This is a genomic window from Delftia sp. Lp-1 (genome assembly GCF_020523835.1).
Lineage (GTDB): Bacteria > Pseudomonadota > Gammaproteobacteria > Burkholderiales > Burkholderiaceae_C > Comamonas > Comamonas acidovorans.
In genome coordinates, this window is the sequence record NZ_JAJALJ010000001.1 from 1,020,730 (window position 1) to 1,038,143 (window position 17,414).

The following is a 17,414-nucleotide window of genomic DNA, read 5'->3' on the forward strand; positions in this document are numbered from 1 at the left end:
CGCAGACTGCGGGCCCCTTTTTTTATGCGTGGATGGCAACAAAGGGGGCAGGAATGACAAGCGTGACCGGTGAGCACACGCAGAACGTGAATGGCAGGCACAGGGCAAGGGACTGGACCAGATGGCTGCCCTTGGCCGCCGTGCTGGCCGCAGCCTGGCCTGTGGCGGCGCAGCTGCAGCTGCAAGGCGGCGGGCGCACCCTGGTCTTTGCGCTGGCGCTGGGCCTGCTGCTGGGGCTGGTGCTGCAGCGCTCGCGCTTTTGCTTTTACTGCCATGCGCGCGACTGGTTCGAGTTCGGCGATCCGCGCGGCGTGCTCTCCATCCTGCTGGCGCTGGCCGTGGGATCGGCGGGCATGACCGTGGTGCTGGGCAGCTGGGTGGCCGTGCCCCAGCCGGGCCAGTTGCCGCCCGACATGCACATAGGTCCCGTGAGCTGGGTGCTGGTGCTGGCGGGCCTGGCCTTTGGCGCAGGCATGTCGGTCTCGGGCTCGTGCATCAGCGCCCACTGGTACCGGCTGGGCGAGGGCTCGCCCGTGGCGCCCTTTGCCCTGGTCGGCACGGGCCTGGGCTTCGTGCTGGGGTTTCGCAGCTGGAACCCGCTGTACAGCCTGGCCATTGCCGATGCGCCCGTCATCTGGCTGCCGGCCCATCTGGGCTATGGCGGCGCGCTGGCGCTGCAACTGGCCGTGCTGGGACTGCTGGCGGCCTGGGTCTGGCGCATTCATGGGCGCTCGGGCCGTGCACAGCCACGGCCTGCGGCAGAACCGGCGCAGCCACCGGGCCTGCGCCAGCTGTGGCTGTCACTGTGGCAAGGCCGCTGGAACGCCGCGCTGGGCGGCCTGGCCGTGGGCCTGATCGCGGCCGCCGCCATCGTGCGCATGCGGCCGCTGGGCGTGACCACCACGCTGGGCAGCACCGTGCGCGGCTGGGCCCAGGCGGGCGGCTGGGTGCCCGAGCGCCTGCACGGCCTCGACACCCTGGGCGGATGCGCCACGGCCGTACTCAACAGCCTGCTCACGCCCCATGCCGTGCTGCTGCTGGGCCTGGTGGCCGGTGCCTGGGGCGCTGCCGTGGCCAGCCGCCAGTGGACGCCGCGCCGCCCCACCTGGCGCGATGCGGCTCGCGGTCTGGCTGGCGGCGCCTTGCTGGGCTGGGGCGCCATGACAGGGCTGGGCTGCACCATTGGCACGCTGCTGTCGGGCAGCATGGCGGGTGCGCTGTCGGGCTGGGTCTTTGGCGCGGCTGTGTTCACGGCGCTGTGGTTGGGGTTTGTGTTGCGGCGTTGGCTGCACGAGCGTGCGGGAGTGCGGGGGCTTTGACCTGCAGGAGGAGATGATGGCCGAGTGACAGGCGAGAGCGGCGCCTGAAACAGGCTTTCTGGCCATTGTCTGTCCTAGGCTTTTTTCTGCCAGTTTTCAGAGGAGACCGCTGGCAATTGCGGGCAGGTCATTCCTGGAAATGTCTGGAAAATAGGATTTACCTGCCCAATTCATTGCTCCTATTATTTTTCCTTCAGAAAGAAGGGAGCGCCTTTCAAAGGCGAAGGAGCCAATGACATTCAGGATCGACATCCATACGCCACTGGGCCGCGCAGGGCGTTTCCACGAGTTGAATGGGGCAGTGGAGCGGCCACCGGCCATCCGCTCGGGTGCATGAGCTGCGGGCAACTGGTTCCCGCCTTCATTGCCCTCAATCGCCTGAAGCGGTCCAGGCAGCTGTGCAAGGCCGTCGTGCTCATGGGCTTTGACAAGGTATGCGGCACCCGGGACTTCGACAATGAACTGGACCGCAGGGCGCTGTGCGAGTTGTTTTGCTGCTGCATGACCGGCGGCCTGGGCCAGCGCTGCGTGGCCGGCGTGGTCATGCAGGCCGATGGGTTTGAAGGCTACCGGGGCTACTACAAGCAGGAAGTGCCGTACCTGAACAGAGCACCTGTCATGTCGCGCAACGAGCCCGTGCGCCCCACGCGCAGCCGGCCTGCGGGCTCGCGCATTCCCGATGTGGTCGTGGTGAAGAACCCGCGCCTGCCGCCTGTGCTGGACAACGTGCAGCGGGTCTATGAGATGAAGTTTCCGGGGGATGGCTTTTCCAATGCTGAAGGGCCAGACGGCAAGACACAGCTTCAGGCCTATACGCACCTTTTTGGAGACAAGTTTCTCAAGAAAGCCTTGGATGCAAGAAGTTGTGCGTGCGACGGCGATGGAGAAAAGTCGAACCAAGGTGTGTTGAACCAGGCAGCGCGATGGCAGGCCAACAGGGAAAAGGCCATCTCTTTGGCAGAGCGGGTGAACAAGGATACGGCGGCGGCGGTCGGGGCTGCGGCCGGTGCATCCGCACTGGGGAGGGCACTGCGAGGTGTTGGTGCGGTAGGGACCGCACTGGCAAGAGTCCTCGGGTTGTCCTTTTGAGGCGATGGCTTCGGTATAGCGAAATATGGAGGGTTGATATGGCAAAAGATTTCAAAAAACCTTTGAGCACCAGAGAGCTGCAAAAAGCCACCGTGGCGACGATGGATATTCTCAAGGCGCTGGTGCTGTGCAATCAGTTCGGTGATGTCTGTGCAAGAGCCGGCTGGACCATTGAAATGGTGTTCCATGAGGGGGATTCCATGGCTGTGCGTGAGCGTGCATGGAAAGTGGTTGATCTTTTTTGTGAGGCCGTAGGGAAGGAGCGGCTGGTTTATTGGTATGACGGAATGCCAGCCATGCTGACTAGTGCGATGGCACAAAAGAAGCTGACTGCAAAGCAGCAAAAAAGCCTGGACAATCCTAAAGGTTATGCACTGATATTTCATATGGCTTCGGGTAAGCCAAATCCTCCTGAGGTGTGGGAGAATAATGCGCAAGACTTTCGCCTTTACTGTCGCATTGAGAATGACGAAGGTATTTGGGGGCATGACAGATATACGACGCCTGGCATAGGCCCTGCCATGTCTTTCATTCGCATGGCATTTCCTGCATGGTGGGTCCTGGATCAGCTGCCCGAAAACAATGTGGGCCGCATTACCACCCAGGTGGTGGAGTTGATGCAGCCTTTCTGGGCCATTGCCGGATGGGGTGTCATGCCTGCAGTGGAGGAGCGCAATATCGATCCCGATGGCAAGGGCCAGCAGATGCTGTACCCCTATCTGCAGCGTTTTCCAGGCTTGAATGCCCTGGGCAGTCTTGCGTTGATGAGCCATGACTTCAACAACGCCATGTACAGCATCAACTGGCTCAGTTTTGTCAGCGATGCCTTGCTGGAGAAACTGGGCGGGCGGGAAGCGGTGCGCAAGCAGGTGGAGGCCAGCCAGTATCTTTCGGCCGGGGATGTGGGCAACTGTCTGGGAATCCGCGCAGGAGATTTTCCTGGGCTGGGGGACATGGACCAGGGGCTGACGCTGCCCGCCTTTGGCGAGGCGGCACGCCTGCTCAAGCCTGTCCGTGCCAGATCCCGGCTCAACAACTTCATCGGCCCGCCGCCTTCGGGGTCCAATGATGAACATGCGTGGCTGCTGGCATGCGATGCCTACATGAGCCGGTTTGATCTGTTCTGACCCATGCAGGCCCTGCAGCTGAATCCTGCCGGGCCAGCCGGCAGGACGGGTTTTCGGGTCGGGCGGACCTAGTCCGCGTCAACCCCCAGCAGCAGATCCGCGATCTCCTCCGGATACCGCTGCCGACTTCCGTCGATGAGCACGCAGCCGGGCGCCTCGGGGTCGGGCCTGGCCAGGGGCATGCCGTGGTCGATGAGTGCCTGGGCGCAGCCCAGCCAGTCGCCGCCGCCGGGTTCCGTGGATTCGGGCCGGTTCAGCGATGCCCAGCACAGGGTGCCTGCGCAGTTGTCGCCATAGGCGTGGCGTTCGGTCCATTGCGCGCCGTGCTCCAGCAGGAAGCGCGCCATGGCGGCATCGCCACGGAACACGGCCTGGTTCAGTGCGGAGGCATCCCAGTCGCCGCCGCGCGCGGCGATGGGCCAGCCCAGTTCCACCATGCAGCGCACGGCGTCCATGCAGCCCAGGGCCGCCAGTTCGGGCAGCATGCGCAGTTGTTCGGGTGCCAGGCCCTGGAGCAGCCCGGGGTGGGCTGCGGCAAGACGGCGAGCCTGTGCTGCGTCGCCCACGGCGCAGGCGGCCAGGAGCTGCTCCTGCGGCGTGGTGGGCTCGCTGCCCGCCGCCTGTTCCAGCAGGGCGGCCACGTCGGCCAGGCCAAAGCGCCGCGCCAGTGCAGCGGCACGCAGGCCTTGCGGCGTGCGGACCGACGGATCGGCGCCGGCATCCAGCAGCGCCTGCACATGGGCGGGCGAGCGGCGCCGGCGGATGGCCCACAGCAGCGGGCGGCCCCATTCGCCCTGGCCGTTGTCCTCGTTCGGATCGGCGCCGTGGTCCAGCAGCAGGCGCAGGGCCTGCACATCGTCCAGGTCCAGCACGCGGAACAGGGCATTGCTGCCGTCCACGCGTGCGCCGGCTTGCAGCAGCAGCCGCGTGCATTCGCGGCTGGCGGGCGTGCCTTCCAGCGAGTGGTAGAGCGATTCGCCATCGTTGGGGTCGGCGCCGGCCTGTAGCAGCATCTGCGTCAGTTGCGCATCATGGTTCTGGCCTGCTGCTCCATAGAGGGCCGACAGCCGCTCGGTATCGGAGGGGGACTGCAGCGAGGCGGGTGGCCAGCGGTTGCCTATGGTCTGCAGCGGGTCGGCGCCCGCGTCCAGCAGCCAGCGCGCGCATGCGTGCAGGTGCTCGGTGAATTCGGGCAGGCGCAGCAGGCAGGAATGGGTGACGGCCATCAGCGGCGGCAGCGCCAATGGCCCGCCTGTACGGCGCAGCCAGCCGGGGTCGTTGCGCCCGACCTCGCGCAGCACGGCCAGATTGCCGGTGGCGCAGGCCACCCAGGGATCACTGCCATCACTGCCCGCCAGTTCCGGCCGCTCGTCCAGCAGGCGCCGGGCCAGCGCGGGCTGCGCGCGGTGCGTGCCGCCCGCCACATCGCCGGCATAGACCAGGGCCAGCCAGTGCAGCCGGGATTTCTCGGGGTCCGCCGCCAGGCGCTGGCATGCCTCGACGTAGCCTGACAGCTCGCTCCATGAAGCGAAACCGTGCTCGCGCGCCACGCAGGACTGGGCGTCGTGCAGCCGCAGGTCCTTGGCGGCCAGTGCCTCATCGGCAAGGCCTTTGGCCGCTGGCAGGTGGGAGCGCAAGGACTCCATGGCCTGGGACGAGCCTGAGCGATAGGCGGCCAGCAGTTGCTTGGCCTGTTTCTTGAGGTGGCCCATGTCGGGCCGGGCGGGAATGCGTTTCACAGGAATACCTCCGTGCAAGGGGCCTGTTCACACGGATCCCTGGATCCGTGTGAACAGGCCCCTGAGGCCAACGACCCGCAATCTGGCAGCACAAAGGTATGTGGCAAGAAAGAACGCGCCGCAGGGGCGCATACAGGTGGGTTCAACCCTTCCCGCGGGTCCGGGTGCGGCCTGCACCGCAGGCGCGGATGTTAGCGCAAGGCAGGAGTCATGTGGGTGACAGCCCGGGGGCCGTGCTTGCGGGTTCCTACCGGCATGCCCGCCCTGCCGTCTGGCATAGGCTGCGTCGGCACTCCCCCTTGAAACGGATTTTTTGCGCGCGTTCCCCTCCAAACCTTTATCCCAAGGAGACAGTCTTATGCGAGCCCTGCGTTGGAATCGTTGGAAGTATCTCGGTCTGCTGGCGGCCACGGGCCTTGCGGCCTGCGGCGGGGGGGACGGTGATGCGCCCGAGGAGACGCGGGCACAGGACAGCCGCAGCTTTGCGCCGGCCAATCCTTCGGCCACCAGCTTCGACGCGCTGGCCGCCGCTTCGGGCGATGTGGTCGACAACGCCAGCACCAGCCGCTGGGCCGGTGTGCTGGAAGGCGCGGCCTACCGCATCGAGGTGCCGGCCAACTGGAATGGCCGCCTGGTGATGTATGCCCACGGCTATGCGGGCGAGGGCAGTGCGCTCAACGTCACCAATCCGTCCATACGCCGCTACCTGATCCAGAACGGCTATGCCTGGGCGGCGTCCAGCTACAGCAAGAACTACTACGACGTGCGCGCCGGCGTGGAGGACACGAATGCGCTGGCGCTGGCCTTCAACCGCCTGGCCGCATCCCACGGCCGGCCGCTGGCGCAGCCGCAGCGCCTGTACATCACCGGCCATTCCATGGGCGGCCATGTCACGGCGGCGGCCATCGAGGCCGAGGCCCAGGCCACCGCGAGGAACAAGGTGCGCTACCAGGGCGCCGTGCCCATGTGCGGCGTGACGGGAGATACCGAACTGTTCGACTACTTCGCCGCGGCCCAGGTCACCGCGCAGGCCATGGCCGGCGTGGCCCAGCGCCCTGTCACCGAGTGGGCAGCCATCCAGGGCCAGGTGACCTCGGCCCTGTTCACCACCTTTCCTTCGGCTCCCACCGCGACGGGGCGCGCCTATCTGTCCGTCATCCAGAACCTCACGGGTGGCCCGCGCCCGCTGTTCGATCTGGGCGTGGCCGTGGGCGGCTCGTTCGCGCCGGTTTGGGGCGTGTTCGGCAGCGATGGCTCGGTCAACGGCATCCTGAACCGCAATGTGACTGATACCAACCGCTTCACCTACCGCATCGACGGGGATGCCGCGGCCTCGGCCGCGCTCAATGCCGCCGCGCAAAAGCGCACGGCCGCGCCCGATGCCAACCGGCCGCGCCGCGACGGACTGCGCTGGATTCCCGTGACTTCCGGCGATATCAACATCCCCGTGGTGACCCTGCATACGCTGGGCGATCTGTATGTGCCCTTCAGCATGGAGCAGATCTACCAGCGCCGCGTGGCCGACAAGGGCCGGAGCCAGTGGCTGGTGCAGCGCGCCATCCGCGGCGCATCGCACTGCGACTTCACCGTGGCCGAACAAGTGGAAGCCTTCGATGCCATGGTGCAGTGGGAGCAGGGGGGCGCCAAGCCGGGCGGTGACGATGTGCAGACGGCCGCCACGGTGGCCGCGCCCACCTATGGCTGCCGCTACACGCGTAACACGCTGGGCCCGGATGACAGCACCACCACGCGGCAGTTGCGCGCCGTGATCTCGCAGAACGCGGCAAGCTGCCCGTAGCGTGGAAGGCGGCGCAGGCTGCGCCGCTCAGCGCGGGCTGGCTGGCGCTGTGGGCGCCTGTGCGAGCAGGCGCAGCCCGAACAGCTCGTCCAGCGCCTGCCGGTATTGCTCCATGGCGCGCGACTGGGTGTTGTGGTGGTTGCCGCCTTCGATGAGCACGAAGCGCTTGGGCTCGCTGGCCGCCTCGAACAGCTGGCGGCCCAGCGTGGCGGGGATCAGCGGATCGGCGCTGCCGTGCACGACCAGCAGCGGCGAGCCTATGCCGGCCACCTTGTCGATGGAGGCAAAGCGCTGGGTGATCAGCGGCCCCACGGGCAGCCAGCCCCAGCGGAAGCTGCGGACCACGTCGGGAATGCTGGTGAAGGTGGCCTCGACCATGACGCCGGCCTCATCCTGGACGCTGCGCGCCAGGTCGATGGCGATGGCACCGCCCAGCGAATGACCGAAGATGAAGCGCGGCCGGTCCGGCGCGTGCCGGCCCAGCCAGTCCCAGCCTGCGCGTGCGTCCTCGGCGGCCGATTCCTCGGATGGCAGGCCGGCGCTGCTCTTGCCGAAGCCCCGGTAGTCGATGGCCAGCACCGAAAAGCCCAGCTCGTGCAGCCGCCGGATGCGCGGCGAGGAGCCGGCAACGTTCCAGCGCGCGCCATGCAGGTACAGCAGCACGGGGGCGTTGCCGGCCGTGGTCGGCTGGGGCAGCCACAGCGCATGCAGGCGGGCGCCGTCGCGTGCGGGCATGTCGATCCAGACATCCTCCATGCCGGCCGTGTTGGCGCCGGGCCAGCTGCGGTCGCTGGGCTGGAAGATCCATTCGCGCTGCTTGGTGTCCAGCACGGAGCAGCCGCTGGCCGCCAGCAGCGCGGCCACGCCCAGCGCCGCCGTGATCCGGTGCAGGCGCCTTCGGGGCCACAGAAAGGGAAGCATTGAGGGCATGACGCAACAATGGATGCACGGGCCGGCCAAAAGTTCAGCGCCGCTGCCCTGCGGGCCGGCGCTGTCATGGATTGGCGCTATTCTTGCCGCTGGTTCGCGGGCCGACAAGGCGATGCGGACCTCTCCCCACTGTTGATGAGTGAACCTGTATGCCGATACGCCTGGGCCTGGCCGCCAACCGAATCCACCACCAAACCGAGGATGCCGCACTGTTCGGCTGGCTGCGCGCCTGCGAGTCCGGCATCCGCGAGCTGCAGCTGGGCCTGCATGCCGTGGGCCGTACCTTCGACGCCATCCAGGCCGCCGGCATGCTGGCGTCCTACCGGGGCCTGCGCCGCTATCCCTATGGCCGCGAAGGCGGGCTGATGAAGCTGGTGGCCGAGGTGGTGGGCGTGGAAGGCGACGAGCGCACGATTGACGGCGCCATTTATCTGACCGACCCGGTTGATCCCTCCTCCATCTTCCCCGAGGCCGTGGCTCTCAAGCGCCAATGCGTGATCCACGGCAAGCCCTTCCTGTCCACCGTGGCCTCGGCGCGCGACTGGATCGAGATGGAGCGCATCCATGCCGGCCTTCCCAGGGATGCGGGCGCGCAGCGCTTCCATGACTATGCGCAGCAGACGCTGGCGCTGATCGCCCACGATGCGCTCAAGCCCACCATGCTGGATTTCGCGGCGCGCAACTTCGAGCTGCTGTCGCGCTTTGGCCGGCGCGTGGGCACGGGCACCACGGGCCAGAGGCTCAACGAGATGGCCTGGAGCCGTGGCTGGCCCGAGGACCGGCCCTGGGTGGACCGCTACAACAGCGGCCCGCTGGGCGGCGATGCGCAGATCGCCGACCTGGTGCTGGACCGCCGCTGCCAGCGCGTGATCTTCTTCGAGGACCCGCATGTGGCGCGCCAGCACGAGGCCGACATCCAGCTGCTGGAGCGCGCCGTGACCACGGTGACGCACGACACGGTCTGCACCACTTCTCCGGCCGTGGCGCAGCGCTGGTGCGATGCGGCCTTGATGCGCCGCTGAAACCTTCGTCGCGCAGACGACAGCCTTGCGGCCTGCGGGTGGGCGAACACCCATGACCCGCAGGGGTCTTTCTGCAAGACTGGCTGTTTCCAAAAAATCAAGGAGACAGCGATGGTCAGTCAGCTCTTTCGGCGTTCCCGGCATGCCATGGCCCTGCTGGCGCTGCTGCCCGGCTGGGCTGCAGCCCAGGCCCCGGCAGCACCTGCGCTGCCGCCGCCCGACAGCGTGCGCCTGGAGCAACTGGGGCTGATGCAGGGCTTTCCGCCGGCCGCAGACAAGCGTGTGGACGTGTCCAACGGCTACCGCTATCCGCAGCTGCGCTGGGTGGTGCAGCACCTGCGCGAAATCCAGCCCACGCAGAACATCCGGCGCGGCACGGCGGCGCCCTCGGCCCTGCCCGAAGCGCCCATGGCCCTGGGCGGCCTGCGCTTTGACGACGACAAGGGCCAGCCCGTCACCGTGGACCAGTGGCTGGACCGCACCTATACCGACGCCATCGTGGTGCTGCACAAGGGGCGGGTGGTCTTCGAGCGCTACCAGAACCAGATGCAGGCCAGCTCGCCGCACCTGCTGTTCTCGGTCACCAAATCGTTCACCGGCCTGATGGCCGCGCAACTGGCCCACGAGGGGCGCATCGACCCCCAGGCGCTGGTGACGAAGTACGTGCCCGAGCTGGAAGGCTCGGCCTGGGGCGACATGACGGTGCGCCAGGTCATGGACATGACGGGCGCCGTGCGCTTTCGCGAGGACTACACCGACCCCAAGACCGAGATCTTCGGCTACTCCTGGGCCTCGGGCATGCTGCCGCGTCCGCCCGGCTACGCGGGGCCGACCAATGTCTACGACTTCCTCAAGACGCTGCCCAAGGAAGGCACGCATGGCGAGGGCTTTGTCTACCGCACCGTGCATTCCGAGGTGCTGGGCTGGATCGTCTCGCGCGTCACGGGCCGGCGCTGGAGCGATCTCATGAGCGAGAACATCTGGCAGAAGCTGGGCATGCAGGAAGACGCCTATGTGATGGTGGACAGCACCGGCACGCCGCTGCAGGGCGCGGGCCTGAACGCCACGGCGCGTGACCTGGCGCGCGTGGGCGAGATGCTGCGCCTGGGCGGCAGCTTCAACGGCCACAAGATCTTCGACAAGGCGGTGCTGGACGACATTGCGCGCGGCGGCGACCGCGAGCAGTTCAAGTTCCGCGGCATCCAGGCCGCGCGGCCCGGCTACAGCTACCGCAACCAGTGGTGGGTGCTGCACAACGCCGATGGCGCCTACGAGGCCGCCGGCATACACGGCCAGTTCATCCACGTGAACCCGGCCGCGCAGATGGTGGTGGTCAAGCTGTCATCGCACCCGGTGGCGGGCGCGGCCTTCACGCATGCGCTGACGCTCAAGGCCTGGGCGGCGCTGGCCGATTCGGTGCGCGAAAGGTAGCAGGAACAGGTCGCAGGCAGGAAAAAAGGCAGCGTGCGCAAACACGTTGCCTTCTGCCCGTGGGCAGGCCGGGCCGGTTTCTGACCACCTGGGACGGCCCGCAATGGAGCACGCGCGTCAGACCTGGCGGCGCCGCATCCGGGTCATGCCGAACAGGGCCAGCAGGGCCGACATGGCTATCAGGCACCACTGCGACAGGGTGGGCACTGCGGTGGTGGTGGCGGCTGCCGCAGGCATGGCCACGACCACGGGGTCGAGGATGGCGCCGTCCTGGGCTCCGTCATCGTCGCCATCGCCGCCGTCCGTGACGGTGTAGCTGGCAGTGCCACCATTGAAGCTGGAAATCTTCACCCACTGGGCAGGCGTTGCCAGCGGCTTCCATTTCAGCAGAACGGCACCTGCGGGCACGTCTGCATGCGTCACCTGCATGGTCAGCGTGTCGCCGACGGTGCAGTCCCGGGTCTCAAACTCCAGCACGGGCCTGGGCATGTCGGGCACGGCCGTGAAGCCGGCGGGCAAGGGGCCGGGCAGGGCGCTGGTGAATGCGACATGGCGGAAGGTGCAGGTGCCATTGGGCAGGCCTTGCGTGAACTGTGTCCTGCTCGTTCCATCGGCGTGCTGTGTGAGGCCGAGAACAGTCACGGAGACGGTGCCGGTTGCGGCTGCGTAGTTCAAGGGATCGCTGCTGGCCTTGGTCCCCCGCACGACGCAGGTGCCGGTGGCTGTGCCGGTCAGCTGGTTGCCGCTGACCGTGCATGGCCCGCTCAGGAGCTGGAAGGCGGGGACGGCATTGCCTATGCCGCCGCTCAGGGCCAGGGTGGTGGTTTCGCCCACGGCGACGGCTGTCGGCGTCGCGGTCACGGTGGCTGCCTGGGGCTCGGGGATCTTGATGGGATTGAGCGTGTAGCTGCGGTCCAGCGTATTGGCTTTGCTGTCGGTGACCCGGATCGTGAACGAGGTGCTGCCTGCGGCCGTGGGCGTGCCGCTGATCGTGCCTGTGGCGGGGTCCAGTTCAAGTCCTGCAGGCAGCGTTCCGCTTTGCAGTGCAAACGTGTAGGGTGCGCCCAGACCGCCGGTTGCCGTCAGCGTCCGGGAGTACAGGCTGCCGACCTGGGGGCTGGGCAAGGTCGAGGGGCTGATGCTCAGGGGAATGAAGGGTTCGACGGAAACGGACTGCAGGTCCACGCCCACGATGTCGGTGGCCGAGAAAGTGATCTTCACGGCGCCGCTGTTGGTGATGGGCTCGTCCAGCGTGATGGTGGAGATGCCCACAGGCGCCGTCTTGCTGTACGTCACGGCGCCCGATGTGATGGTCAGTGGCAACGGATTGGCCGTGCTGTTGCGCATCACGAATGATTGGAAATTGATCTTTCCGGAGAGAGCCGTCACGGACCAGGAGGCAAAGGGATAGGCCGCGCCGCTGATGCGAAAGCTCATCCAGCCGCTGCTGTCGGTTCCGCAGCGGATGACGCCACTGGTCATCTGTGCAGAGAAAAGATAGCTGGGCGATGAAGGCGTCGTGTCAGTCGTGGATATGCAGTAGCCGTTGGCATCCAGATTGGGTTTGAAGCCGAGGGATTCGTAGGCGAAGGCATTGCCCAGCGACAGGGCAGCGGCGCCGACGAGCAGCGCTTTGGTGATGGGTCCAGGGAGCATGGGGAACGGGGGTGGAGTCAGGGCGCGCTGAGTGTCCTCTCCCGTTGGCCGGCGAATCTGAGCAATTCTGAGAATTGGCTTTCAGTGGCCAAGGCCGTCGCGCTTTCTGTGGTGCGGCCCAGCCATGAAAAAAGCCCATGCAGCAGGCTGCATGGGCTTTCGTCAGGGATGGGGAGCGTTGATGCTCAGATCACGCCCTGGGCCAGCATGGCGTCTGCCACCTTGACGAAACCGGCGATGTTGGCGCCGTCGATGTAGCTGACCGTGCCGTCCTCGCGCTTGCCGTACTTCAGGCAGGCGGCGTGGATGCCTTGCATGATCTGCAGCAGGCGGGCATCGACTTCCTCGGCGGGCCAGGACAGGCGGGCCGCGTTCTGGCTCATCTCCAGGCCCGAGGTGGCCACGCCACCGGCGTTGCTGGCCTTGCCCGGTGCGTACAGCACGCCGGCCTTCTCGAAGGCCTTGGCGGCTTCGATGGTCGAGGGCATGTTGGCGCCTTCGGCCACGCAGACCACGCCGTTGGCGATCAGCACCTTGGCGTCTTCCTCGGTCAGTTCGTTCTGCGTGGCGCAGGGCAGGGCCACGTCCACCTTCAGGTGCCACGGCGTCTTGCCGCGCAGGAATTCGGCGCCCACCAGCTTGGCGTACTCGTCCACGCGGCCGTAGCGGTGGTTCTTCACGTCCATCAGGATGGCCAGCTTCTCGGTGGTGAAGCCGTCCTGGTCATACACGGTGCCCGAGGAGTCGGAGACCGACACCACCTTGGCGCCCAGTTGCAGGGCCTTTTCCACGGCGTACTGGGCCACATTGCCCGAACCCGAGACGGAGACGGTCTTGCCTGCGAAGGACTGGCCGCGCGTGGCCAGCATTTCCTGGGCGAAGTAGACGGTGCCGTAGCCGGTGGCTTCGGGGCGGATCAGCGAGCCGCCGAAGGACAGGCCCTTGCCCGTGAACACGCTGGCGGCGCTGTTGGACAGCTTCTTGTACATGCCGGCCATGAAGCCCACTTCGCGGCCGCCCACGCCGATGTCGCCTGCCGGCACGTCGGTGTCCGGGCCCACGTGGCGGAACAGTTCGGTGACGAAGGCCTGGCAAAAGCGCATGACTTCAGCGGGGCTCTTGCCCTTGGGATCGAAGTCCGAGCCGCCCTTGCCGCCGCCCATGGGCAGCGTGGTCAGCGCGTTCTTGAAGGTCTGCTCGAAGGCCAGGAACTTGAGCACGGACAGCGTGACCGAGGGGTGGAAACGCAGGCCGCCCTTGTAGGGGCCGATGGCCATGCTGTGCTGGATGCGGAAACCGCGGTTGACCTGCACATGGCCCTTGTCGTCGGTCCAGCTCACGCGGAACATGACCACGCGCTCGGGCTCGACCAGACGCTCCAGCAGGCCGAGTTCGGCGTACTTGGGGTTCTTCTCGATGAAGGGCCAGAGGCTTTCCATCACTTCGGTGACGGCTTGCAGGAATTCGGGCTGGCCGGGGTTGCGTTGCGCCACTTCTTCAAGGAATTGGCCGACGGACTCGTACTTCATGGAAAAAACCTCTGACTAAAAAACGGCTGCGGGAAGGGGTGAGTGCAAACCAAAATTATGCCAAAAAGTTATGCCTTCATGCATCGTTTTGGTGAACGGTGCCCGTGCTTGGTGCCTGAATGCCGTTTTTCGGTGCATTTCCAGAGAGGTGCCGACGGTATTTGGTGCATGGGCAGGGCCTGCGTGCCGCAGTGTGCGGGCAGGCTGCGGCCTGGATCAGCCGTATCCGGTGGCGTGCATGGCCATGGCGAATGGGAATGGCTGGCGCCATGCCAACTGACATGAAGAGTGGCTAGGAAGGCCTTGCAGCCGGACGGGGCTTGGGCCCGCCCGGCCATCCCATCGCCGGCCTTTCAGCTGCGCTGCAGCTGGGGATGGCGCGCGAACAGGTCGGCCGCCCAGTCCACGAAGGCCCGCACCTTGGCGCTGAGGTGGCGGTTGGGCGGATAGACCACGTGAATGGGCAGCGGCGGCTGGGTCCATTCGGGCAGGACCTCGACCAGTTCGCCGCTGTCGATCAGCGGCTGGGCAAAGGCCGTGACCAGCTGCGCGATGCCGAAGCCCGCCAGCACGGCGGCCGTGTAGGCATTGCTGTCGTTGGCCGCGATGCGGTAGTTGCCCGCCACCTCGATGGATTCATCCCCCCGCTGGAATTCCAGCGGGTACATGCGCCGCGTATGGCCTGAGAAGAAGGCGACGATCTGGTGCTTCGTATCCAGCTCGGAAGGGTGCTGGGGCACGCCGTGGCGTGCCAGGTAGGCGGGCGAGGCCACGGTGACCCAGTTCATCGAGCCGATGCGCCGCGCCACCAGGGATTGGTCGCTGAGCTCGCCCCCGCGGATCACGCAGTCCACGTTGTCGCTGATCAGGTCCACCAGGCGGTCGCCCACGCCCAGGTCGATCTGTATGTCGGGGTAGCGTTCGCAGAATTCGGTCAGCGCCGGAATGATGATCAGCCGGGCCATGGAGCTGCCCACGTCCAGCCGCAGCCGCCCGCTGGGCGCGGTCTGGGTGTTGACCATGCTGGCTTCGAGATCGTCGAAGTCGTTGAGCAGGCGTGCCGCGCGTTCGTAGTAGGCCGCGCCATCGGGCGTGACGGTGACGCGCCGCGTCGTGCGGTTGAGCAGCTTGACGCGCACGCGCGCCTCCAGCGCCTGTATCTGTTTGGTGACCGTGCCCTTGGGCAGGTCCAGCGAATCGGCGGCGCGGGTGAAGTTGCCGGCTTCCACCACGCGAACGAAGACACGCATGGCCTGGATCTGGTCCATGGAAAGTTGCTCCTGCAGCGCCCGGCAAGGGAATGCCGGCTCGGCGGAATTCTCACATGCGCGGTATCGGGCGATTGTTCGTGAAACGGAAACAGAGCGATGGCTGCGTTGCTATTTCAGACATGGCCGGCGCCGCCTATATTCCAACCATCGACCATTGCCGCAGGTTCGCGCCATGTCCACTTCCCCGTCGCTCCCGAATGGCCCCGCCGCCGGGGCGCAGATTGCCGAAACAGAATTCTCCATCGAGCTGCCCGAGCACGGCACCGTGGCTGCGCGCGCCTATGGCCAGCGCAGGCCCGGCACGGTCTCGCCGCTGGTGCTGCATTTCCATGGCGGCACCTTTGTCTGCGGCACGCTGGACAACGGGCGCTACATCGGCCGGCTGCTGGCCGAGGCGGGCGCCGTCGTGGTGTCGCTGGCCTACCCGCTGGCGCCCGAGCATCCGTTTCCCCAGCCCATCGAGGTGGGCTACGCCGTGCTGCAGTGGCTGTACAAGCACCGCGTGAAGATGGCGGGCAAGGGCGCGCCGCTGTTCCTCGCGGGTGAAGAAGCCGGCGGCAACCTGGCCGCCGCCGTGGCCGTGATCTCGCGCGATCGGGGCCATCCGCCGCTGGCGGGCCAGATCCTGGTGTCGCCCATGCTCGATCCCTGCACCGGCACCGCCTCGCAGCGCGAGGCAACGCCCGAGGCCGGCGAATGCCGCTGGGCCACGGGCTGGCGCGAGTACCTGAGCTGCCCCAAGGACGCCATGCATCCCTATGCCGTGCCCGGCAGCTCGCTGCGCCTGGCCCAGTTGCCGCCGGCCCTGGTGCTGGTGGGTGGCGACGACCCGCTGCGCGACGAGGCCCAGGCCTATGCGGCCCGCCTGCGCGCGGCCGGGGTGACAGCCAGCAGCCATGTGCTGCCCAGCGCGTCGAACTGGCCGCAGGCCCTGTCCGAGGCCGAGGCCTGTACGGCCTGCAGCGCCGCCGTGTCCCAGCATGTGCATGACTTCTTCGAGGCCACCATGAACAAGCCCGCAGCACCGGGCTAGGCCCCGCGCCGCCGCAGCCGGCGACACCTGCTGCCCCGTTTTCCCCTTCCGCCTTCCCGGCGCGTTCAGGCGCCGGGCGGGCATCGTGTTCCCTGAATTTCGCAAAAAAACACCATGTCCACCGAATCCACCTCATCCTCTTCCTCCGTCTCCGTCCAGCGCAAGGGCTGGAGATTGCCTGCCGCCGCTGCGGCCATCCTCGCCGTCAGCGCCGGCCTGTTCGGCCTGCACGGCATCGAGGCCAAGGCCGATGACGCGCCCGCCAGCGCCCAGCCCGCCGCCACGCCCGTGTCGGTGGCCACGGTCGCCGAAAGCGAAGTCACCGCCTGGGACGAGTTCTCGGGCCGCCTTGAAGCCGTGGAGCGCGTGGACATCCGCTCGCGCGTGGCTGGCGCCGTGCAGGCCGTGCACTTTCGCGAGGGCGCGCTGGTTAAGCAGGGCGATCTGCTGATCACCATCGACCCCGCACCGTATGCGGCCGAGGTCGAGCGGGCCGAAGCCCAGGTGGCCTCGGCCCAGGCGCGCCAGTCCTATGCGCGCAGCGAGCAGGAGCGCGCACGCCGCCTGTGGGACGAGCGGGCGATTGCCCAGCGCGAGCTGGACGAGCGCATCAACGCAGGCAGCGAGGCCGAGGCCAATTTGCGCGCGGCCCAGGCGTCCCTGCAATCGGCGCGGCTGAACCTGGGCTACACCCAGGTGCGCGCCCCCGTGTCGGGCCGCATCGGCAAGCGCGAGATCACCGTGGGCAACCTGGTGGCCGCAGGCCCGGGCGCGCCGGTGCTGACCACGCTGGTCTCGGTCAGCCCCATCTATGCGAGCTTCGATGCCGATGAGCAGGTCATCACGCGCGCACTCAAGGAGCTCGGCGGCGGCGCGGGCAACCGCGCCAAGATCGACAGCATTCCCGTGCAGATGGGCACGGCCACGGCCGGCAGCACGCCCTTCGAGGGCCGGCTGCAGCTGATCGACAACCAGGTCGATGCCCGAAGCGGCACGGTGCGCGTGCGCGCGGCCTTCGACAACAAGGACGGCGCCCTCATGCCCGGCCAGTTCGCCCGCATCCGCATGGGCCAGGCGCGCGACAGCAGCATGCTGCTGGTCAGCGAGCGCGCCATCGGCACGGACCAGAGCAAGAAGTACGTGATGGTGGTGGGCGGCGACAACAAGGCCGTCTACCGCGAGGTGGCCCTGGGCGCCTCGGTCAACGGCCTGCGCAACGTGACCCAGGGCCTGCAGCCCGGCGAGCGCGTGGTCGTCAACGGCCTGCAGCACATCCGCCCCGGCGCCCTGGTCGCGCCCAAGGAGGTGTCCATGGATGCGCGGGCCGATGCCCGCCAGCCGGGCACCCGGCAGGCGGCCGAACAAGTGGCTGACGCAACCAAGTCCTGATCTAGCCGCACACCTTTCCTGCCTCTGAAATGCCGCCTGACCGCAGGCGGCATGGGCCGCGCTTTGCCGTGGCGGAGCCAA

Annotated in this window: 13 protein-coding genes; 8 read left to right on the plus strand and 5 right to left on the minus strand. The window is 67.2% G+C overall.

From position 1 onward, the window contains the following. Nucleotides 1-53: 53 nt before the first annotated feature. The 3 genes from LGR64_RS04505 to LGR64_RS04515 all read left to right on the plus strand — a co-directional run bounded on the left by LGR64_RS04505 (nucleotide 54) and on the right by LGR64_RS04515 (nucleotide 3,535). Nucleotides 54-1,319, plus strand: coding sequence for a YeeE/YedE family protein (locus LGR64_RS04505; RefSeq protein WP_141834283.1), 1,266 nt, complete (start codon nucleotides 54-56; stop codon nucleotides 1,317-1,319). Between the two features lie 333 nt (nucleotides 1,320-1,652). Continuing rightward, nucleotides 1,653-2,408 carry a hypothetical protein gene (locus LGR64_RS04510; protein WP_141834286.1) on the plus strand — a complete coding sequence of 252 codons (756 nt, stop codon included), beginning with the start codon at nucleotides 1,653-1,655 and terminating at the stop codon, nucleotides 2,406-2,408. Nucleotides 2,409-2,446: 38 nt separating this feature from the next. Further along, complete coding sequence (locus LGR64_RS04515; RefSeq protein WP_141834290.1) at nucleotides 2,447-3,535, plus strand: type VI immunity family protein; 1,089 nt, start codon at nucleotides 2,447-2,449, stop codon at nucleotides 3,533-3,535. Nucleotides 3,536-3,603: 68 nt separating this feature from the next. Here the strand turns inward: LGR64_RS04515 and LGR64_RS04520 are convergent, their stop codons facing one another. Further along, nucleotides 3,604-5,274 (minus strand): ankyrin repeat domain-containing protein, encoded by a 1,671-nt coding sequence (locus LGR64_RS04520; RefSeq protein ID WP_141834293.1) that lies wholly within the window; start codon nucleotides 5,272-5,274, stop codon nucleotides 3,604-3,606. A 358-nt stretch (nucleotides 5,275-5,632) separates the two neighbouring features. Here LGR64_RS04520 and LGR64_RS04525 point away from each other — a divergent pair, with 358 nt between their 5' ends. Further along, entirely contained in the window at nucleotides 5,633-7,072 is a 1,440-nt protein-coding gene (locus tag LGR64_RS04525) for an alpha/beta hydrolase (RefSeq protein ID WP_043819206.1), read from the plus strand. A gap of 27 nt (nucleotides 7,073-7,099) precedes the next feature. On the opposite strand, the gene LGR64_RS04530 is transcribed toward LGR64_RS04525, so the two are convergent. Further along, nucleotides 7,100-8,002, minus strand: a complete 903-nt coding sequence (locus LGR64_RS04530) for an alpha/beta hydrolase (protein WP_096913761.1) — start codon at nucleotides 8,000-8,002, stop codon at nucleotides 7,100-7,102. 149 nt (nucleotides 8,003-8,151) lie between these two features. On the opposite strand from LGR64_RS04530, the gene LGR64_RS04535 reads away from it, so the two are divergent. Further along, entirely contained in the window at nucleotides 8,152-9,024 is an 873-nt protein-coding gene (locus LGR64_RS04535) for a methylglyoxal synthase (RefSeq protein WP_012206945.1), read from the plus strand. A 111-nt stretch (nucleotides 9,025-9,135) separates the two neighbouring features. After that, nucleotides 9,136-10,455, plus strand: a complete 1,320-nt coding sequence (locus LGR64_RS04540) for a serine hydrolase domain-containing protein (protein WP_141834296.1) — start codon at nucleotides 9,136-9,138, stop codon at nucleotides 10,453-10,455. Nucleotides 10,456-10,572: 117 nt separating this feature from the next. Here LGR64_RS04540 and LGR64_RS04545 read toward each other — a convergent pair whose 3' ends face one another. The 3 genes from LGR64_RS04545 to LGR64_RS04555 form a co-directional block, all read right to left on the minus strand. Further along, nucleotides 10,573-12,111, minus strand: coding sequence for an IPTL-CTERM sorting domain-containing protein (locus tag LGR64_RS04545; RefSeq protein WP_141834783.1), 1,539 nt, complete (start codon nucleotides 12,109-12,111; stop codon nucleotides 10,573-10,575). Nucleotides 12,112-12,296: 185 nt separating this feature from the next. Continuing rightward, complete coding sequence (gene gdhA / locus LGR64_RS04550; RefSeq protein WP_013801081.1) at nucleotides 12,297-13,640, minus strand: NADP-specific glutamate dehydrogenase; 1,344 nt, start codon at nucleotides 13,638-13,640, stop codon at nucleotides 12,297-12,299. 353 nt (nucleotides 13,641-13,993) lie between these two features. After that, nucleotides 13,994-14,908 carry a LysR family transcriptional regulator gene (locus LGR64_RS04555; RefSeq protein ID WP_012206938.1) on the minus strand — a complete coding sequence of 305 codons (915 nt, stop codon included), beginning with the start codon at nucleotides 14,906-14,908 and terminating at the stop codon, nucleotides 13,994-13,996. A 175-nt stretch (nucleotides 14,909-15,083) separates the two neighbouring features. Here LGR64_RS04555 and LGR64_RS04560 point away from each other — a divergent pair, with 175 nt between their 5' ends. Then, nucleotides 15,084-15,944 carry an alpha/beta hydrolase gene (locus LGR64_RS04560; RefSeq protein WP_043819199.1) on the plus strand — a complete coding sequence of 287 codons (861 nt, stop codon included), beginning with the start codon at nucleotides 15,084-15,086 and terminating at the stop codon, nucleotides 15,942-15,944. 114 nt (nucleotides 15,945-16,058) lie between these two features. Next, on the plus strand, nucleotides 16,059-17,333 hold the full coding sequence (locus LGR64_RS04565; RefSeq protein ID WP_065347716.1) for an efflux RND transporter periplasmic adaptor subunit: 1,275 nt from the start codon (nucleotides 16,059-16,061) through the stop codon (nucleotides 17,331-17,333). Nucleotides 17,334-17,414 lie beyond the last annotated feature (81 nt).

Bases quoted from the DNA above. Each gene is read 5' to 3' on its own strand.
- LGR64_RS04505 (WP_141834283.1), top strand. From the start codon at position 54: ATGACAAGCGTGACCGGTGAGCACACGCAGAACGTGAATGGCAGGCAC.
- LGR64_RS04510 (WP_141834286.1), top strand. From the start codon at position 1,653: ATGAGCTGCGGGCAACTGGTTCCCGCCTTCATTGCCCTCAATCGCCTG.
- LGR64_RS04515 (WP_141834290.1), top strand. From the start codon at position 2,447: ATGGCAAAAGATTTCAAAAAACCTTTGAGCACCAGAGAGCTGCAAAAA.
- LGR64_RS04525 (WP_043819206.1), top strand. From the start codon at position 5,633: ATGCGAGCCCTGCGTTGGAATCGTTGGAAGTATCTCGGTCTGCTGGCG.
- LGR64_RS04530 (WP_096913761.1), bottom strand. From the start codon at position 8,002: ATGCCCTCAATGCTTCCCTTTCTGTGGCCCCGAAGGCGCCTGCACCGG.
- LGR64_RS04535 (WP_012206945.1), top strand. From the start codon at position 8,152: ATGCCGATACGCCTGGGCCTGGCCGCCAACCGAATCCACCACCAAACC.
- LGR64_RS04540 (WP_141834296.1), top strand. From the start codon at position 9,136: ATGGTCAGTCAGCTCTTTCGGCGTTCCCGGCATGCCATGGCCCTGCTG.
- LGR64_RS04545 (WP_141834783.1), bottom strand. From the start codon at position 12,111: ATGCTCCCTGGACCCATCACCAAAGCGCTGCTCGTCGGCGCCGCTGCC.
- gdhA (WP_013801081.1), bottom strand. From the start codon at position 13,640: ATGAAGTACGAGTCCGTCGGCCAATTCCTTGAAGAAGTGGCGCAACGC.
- LGR64_RS04555 (WP_012206938.1), bottom strand. From the start codon at position 14,908: ATGGACCAGATCCAGGCCATGCGTGTCTTCGTTCGCGTGGTGGAAGCC.
- LGR64_RS04560 (WP_043819199.1), top strand. From the start codon at position 15,084: ATGTCCACTTCCCCGTCGCTCCCGAATGGCCCCGCCGCCGGGGCGCAG.
- LGR64_RS04565 (WP_065347716.1), top strand. From the start codon at position 16,059: ATGTCCACCGAATCCACCTCATCCTCTTCCTCCGTCTCCGTCCAGCGC.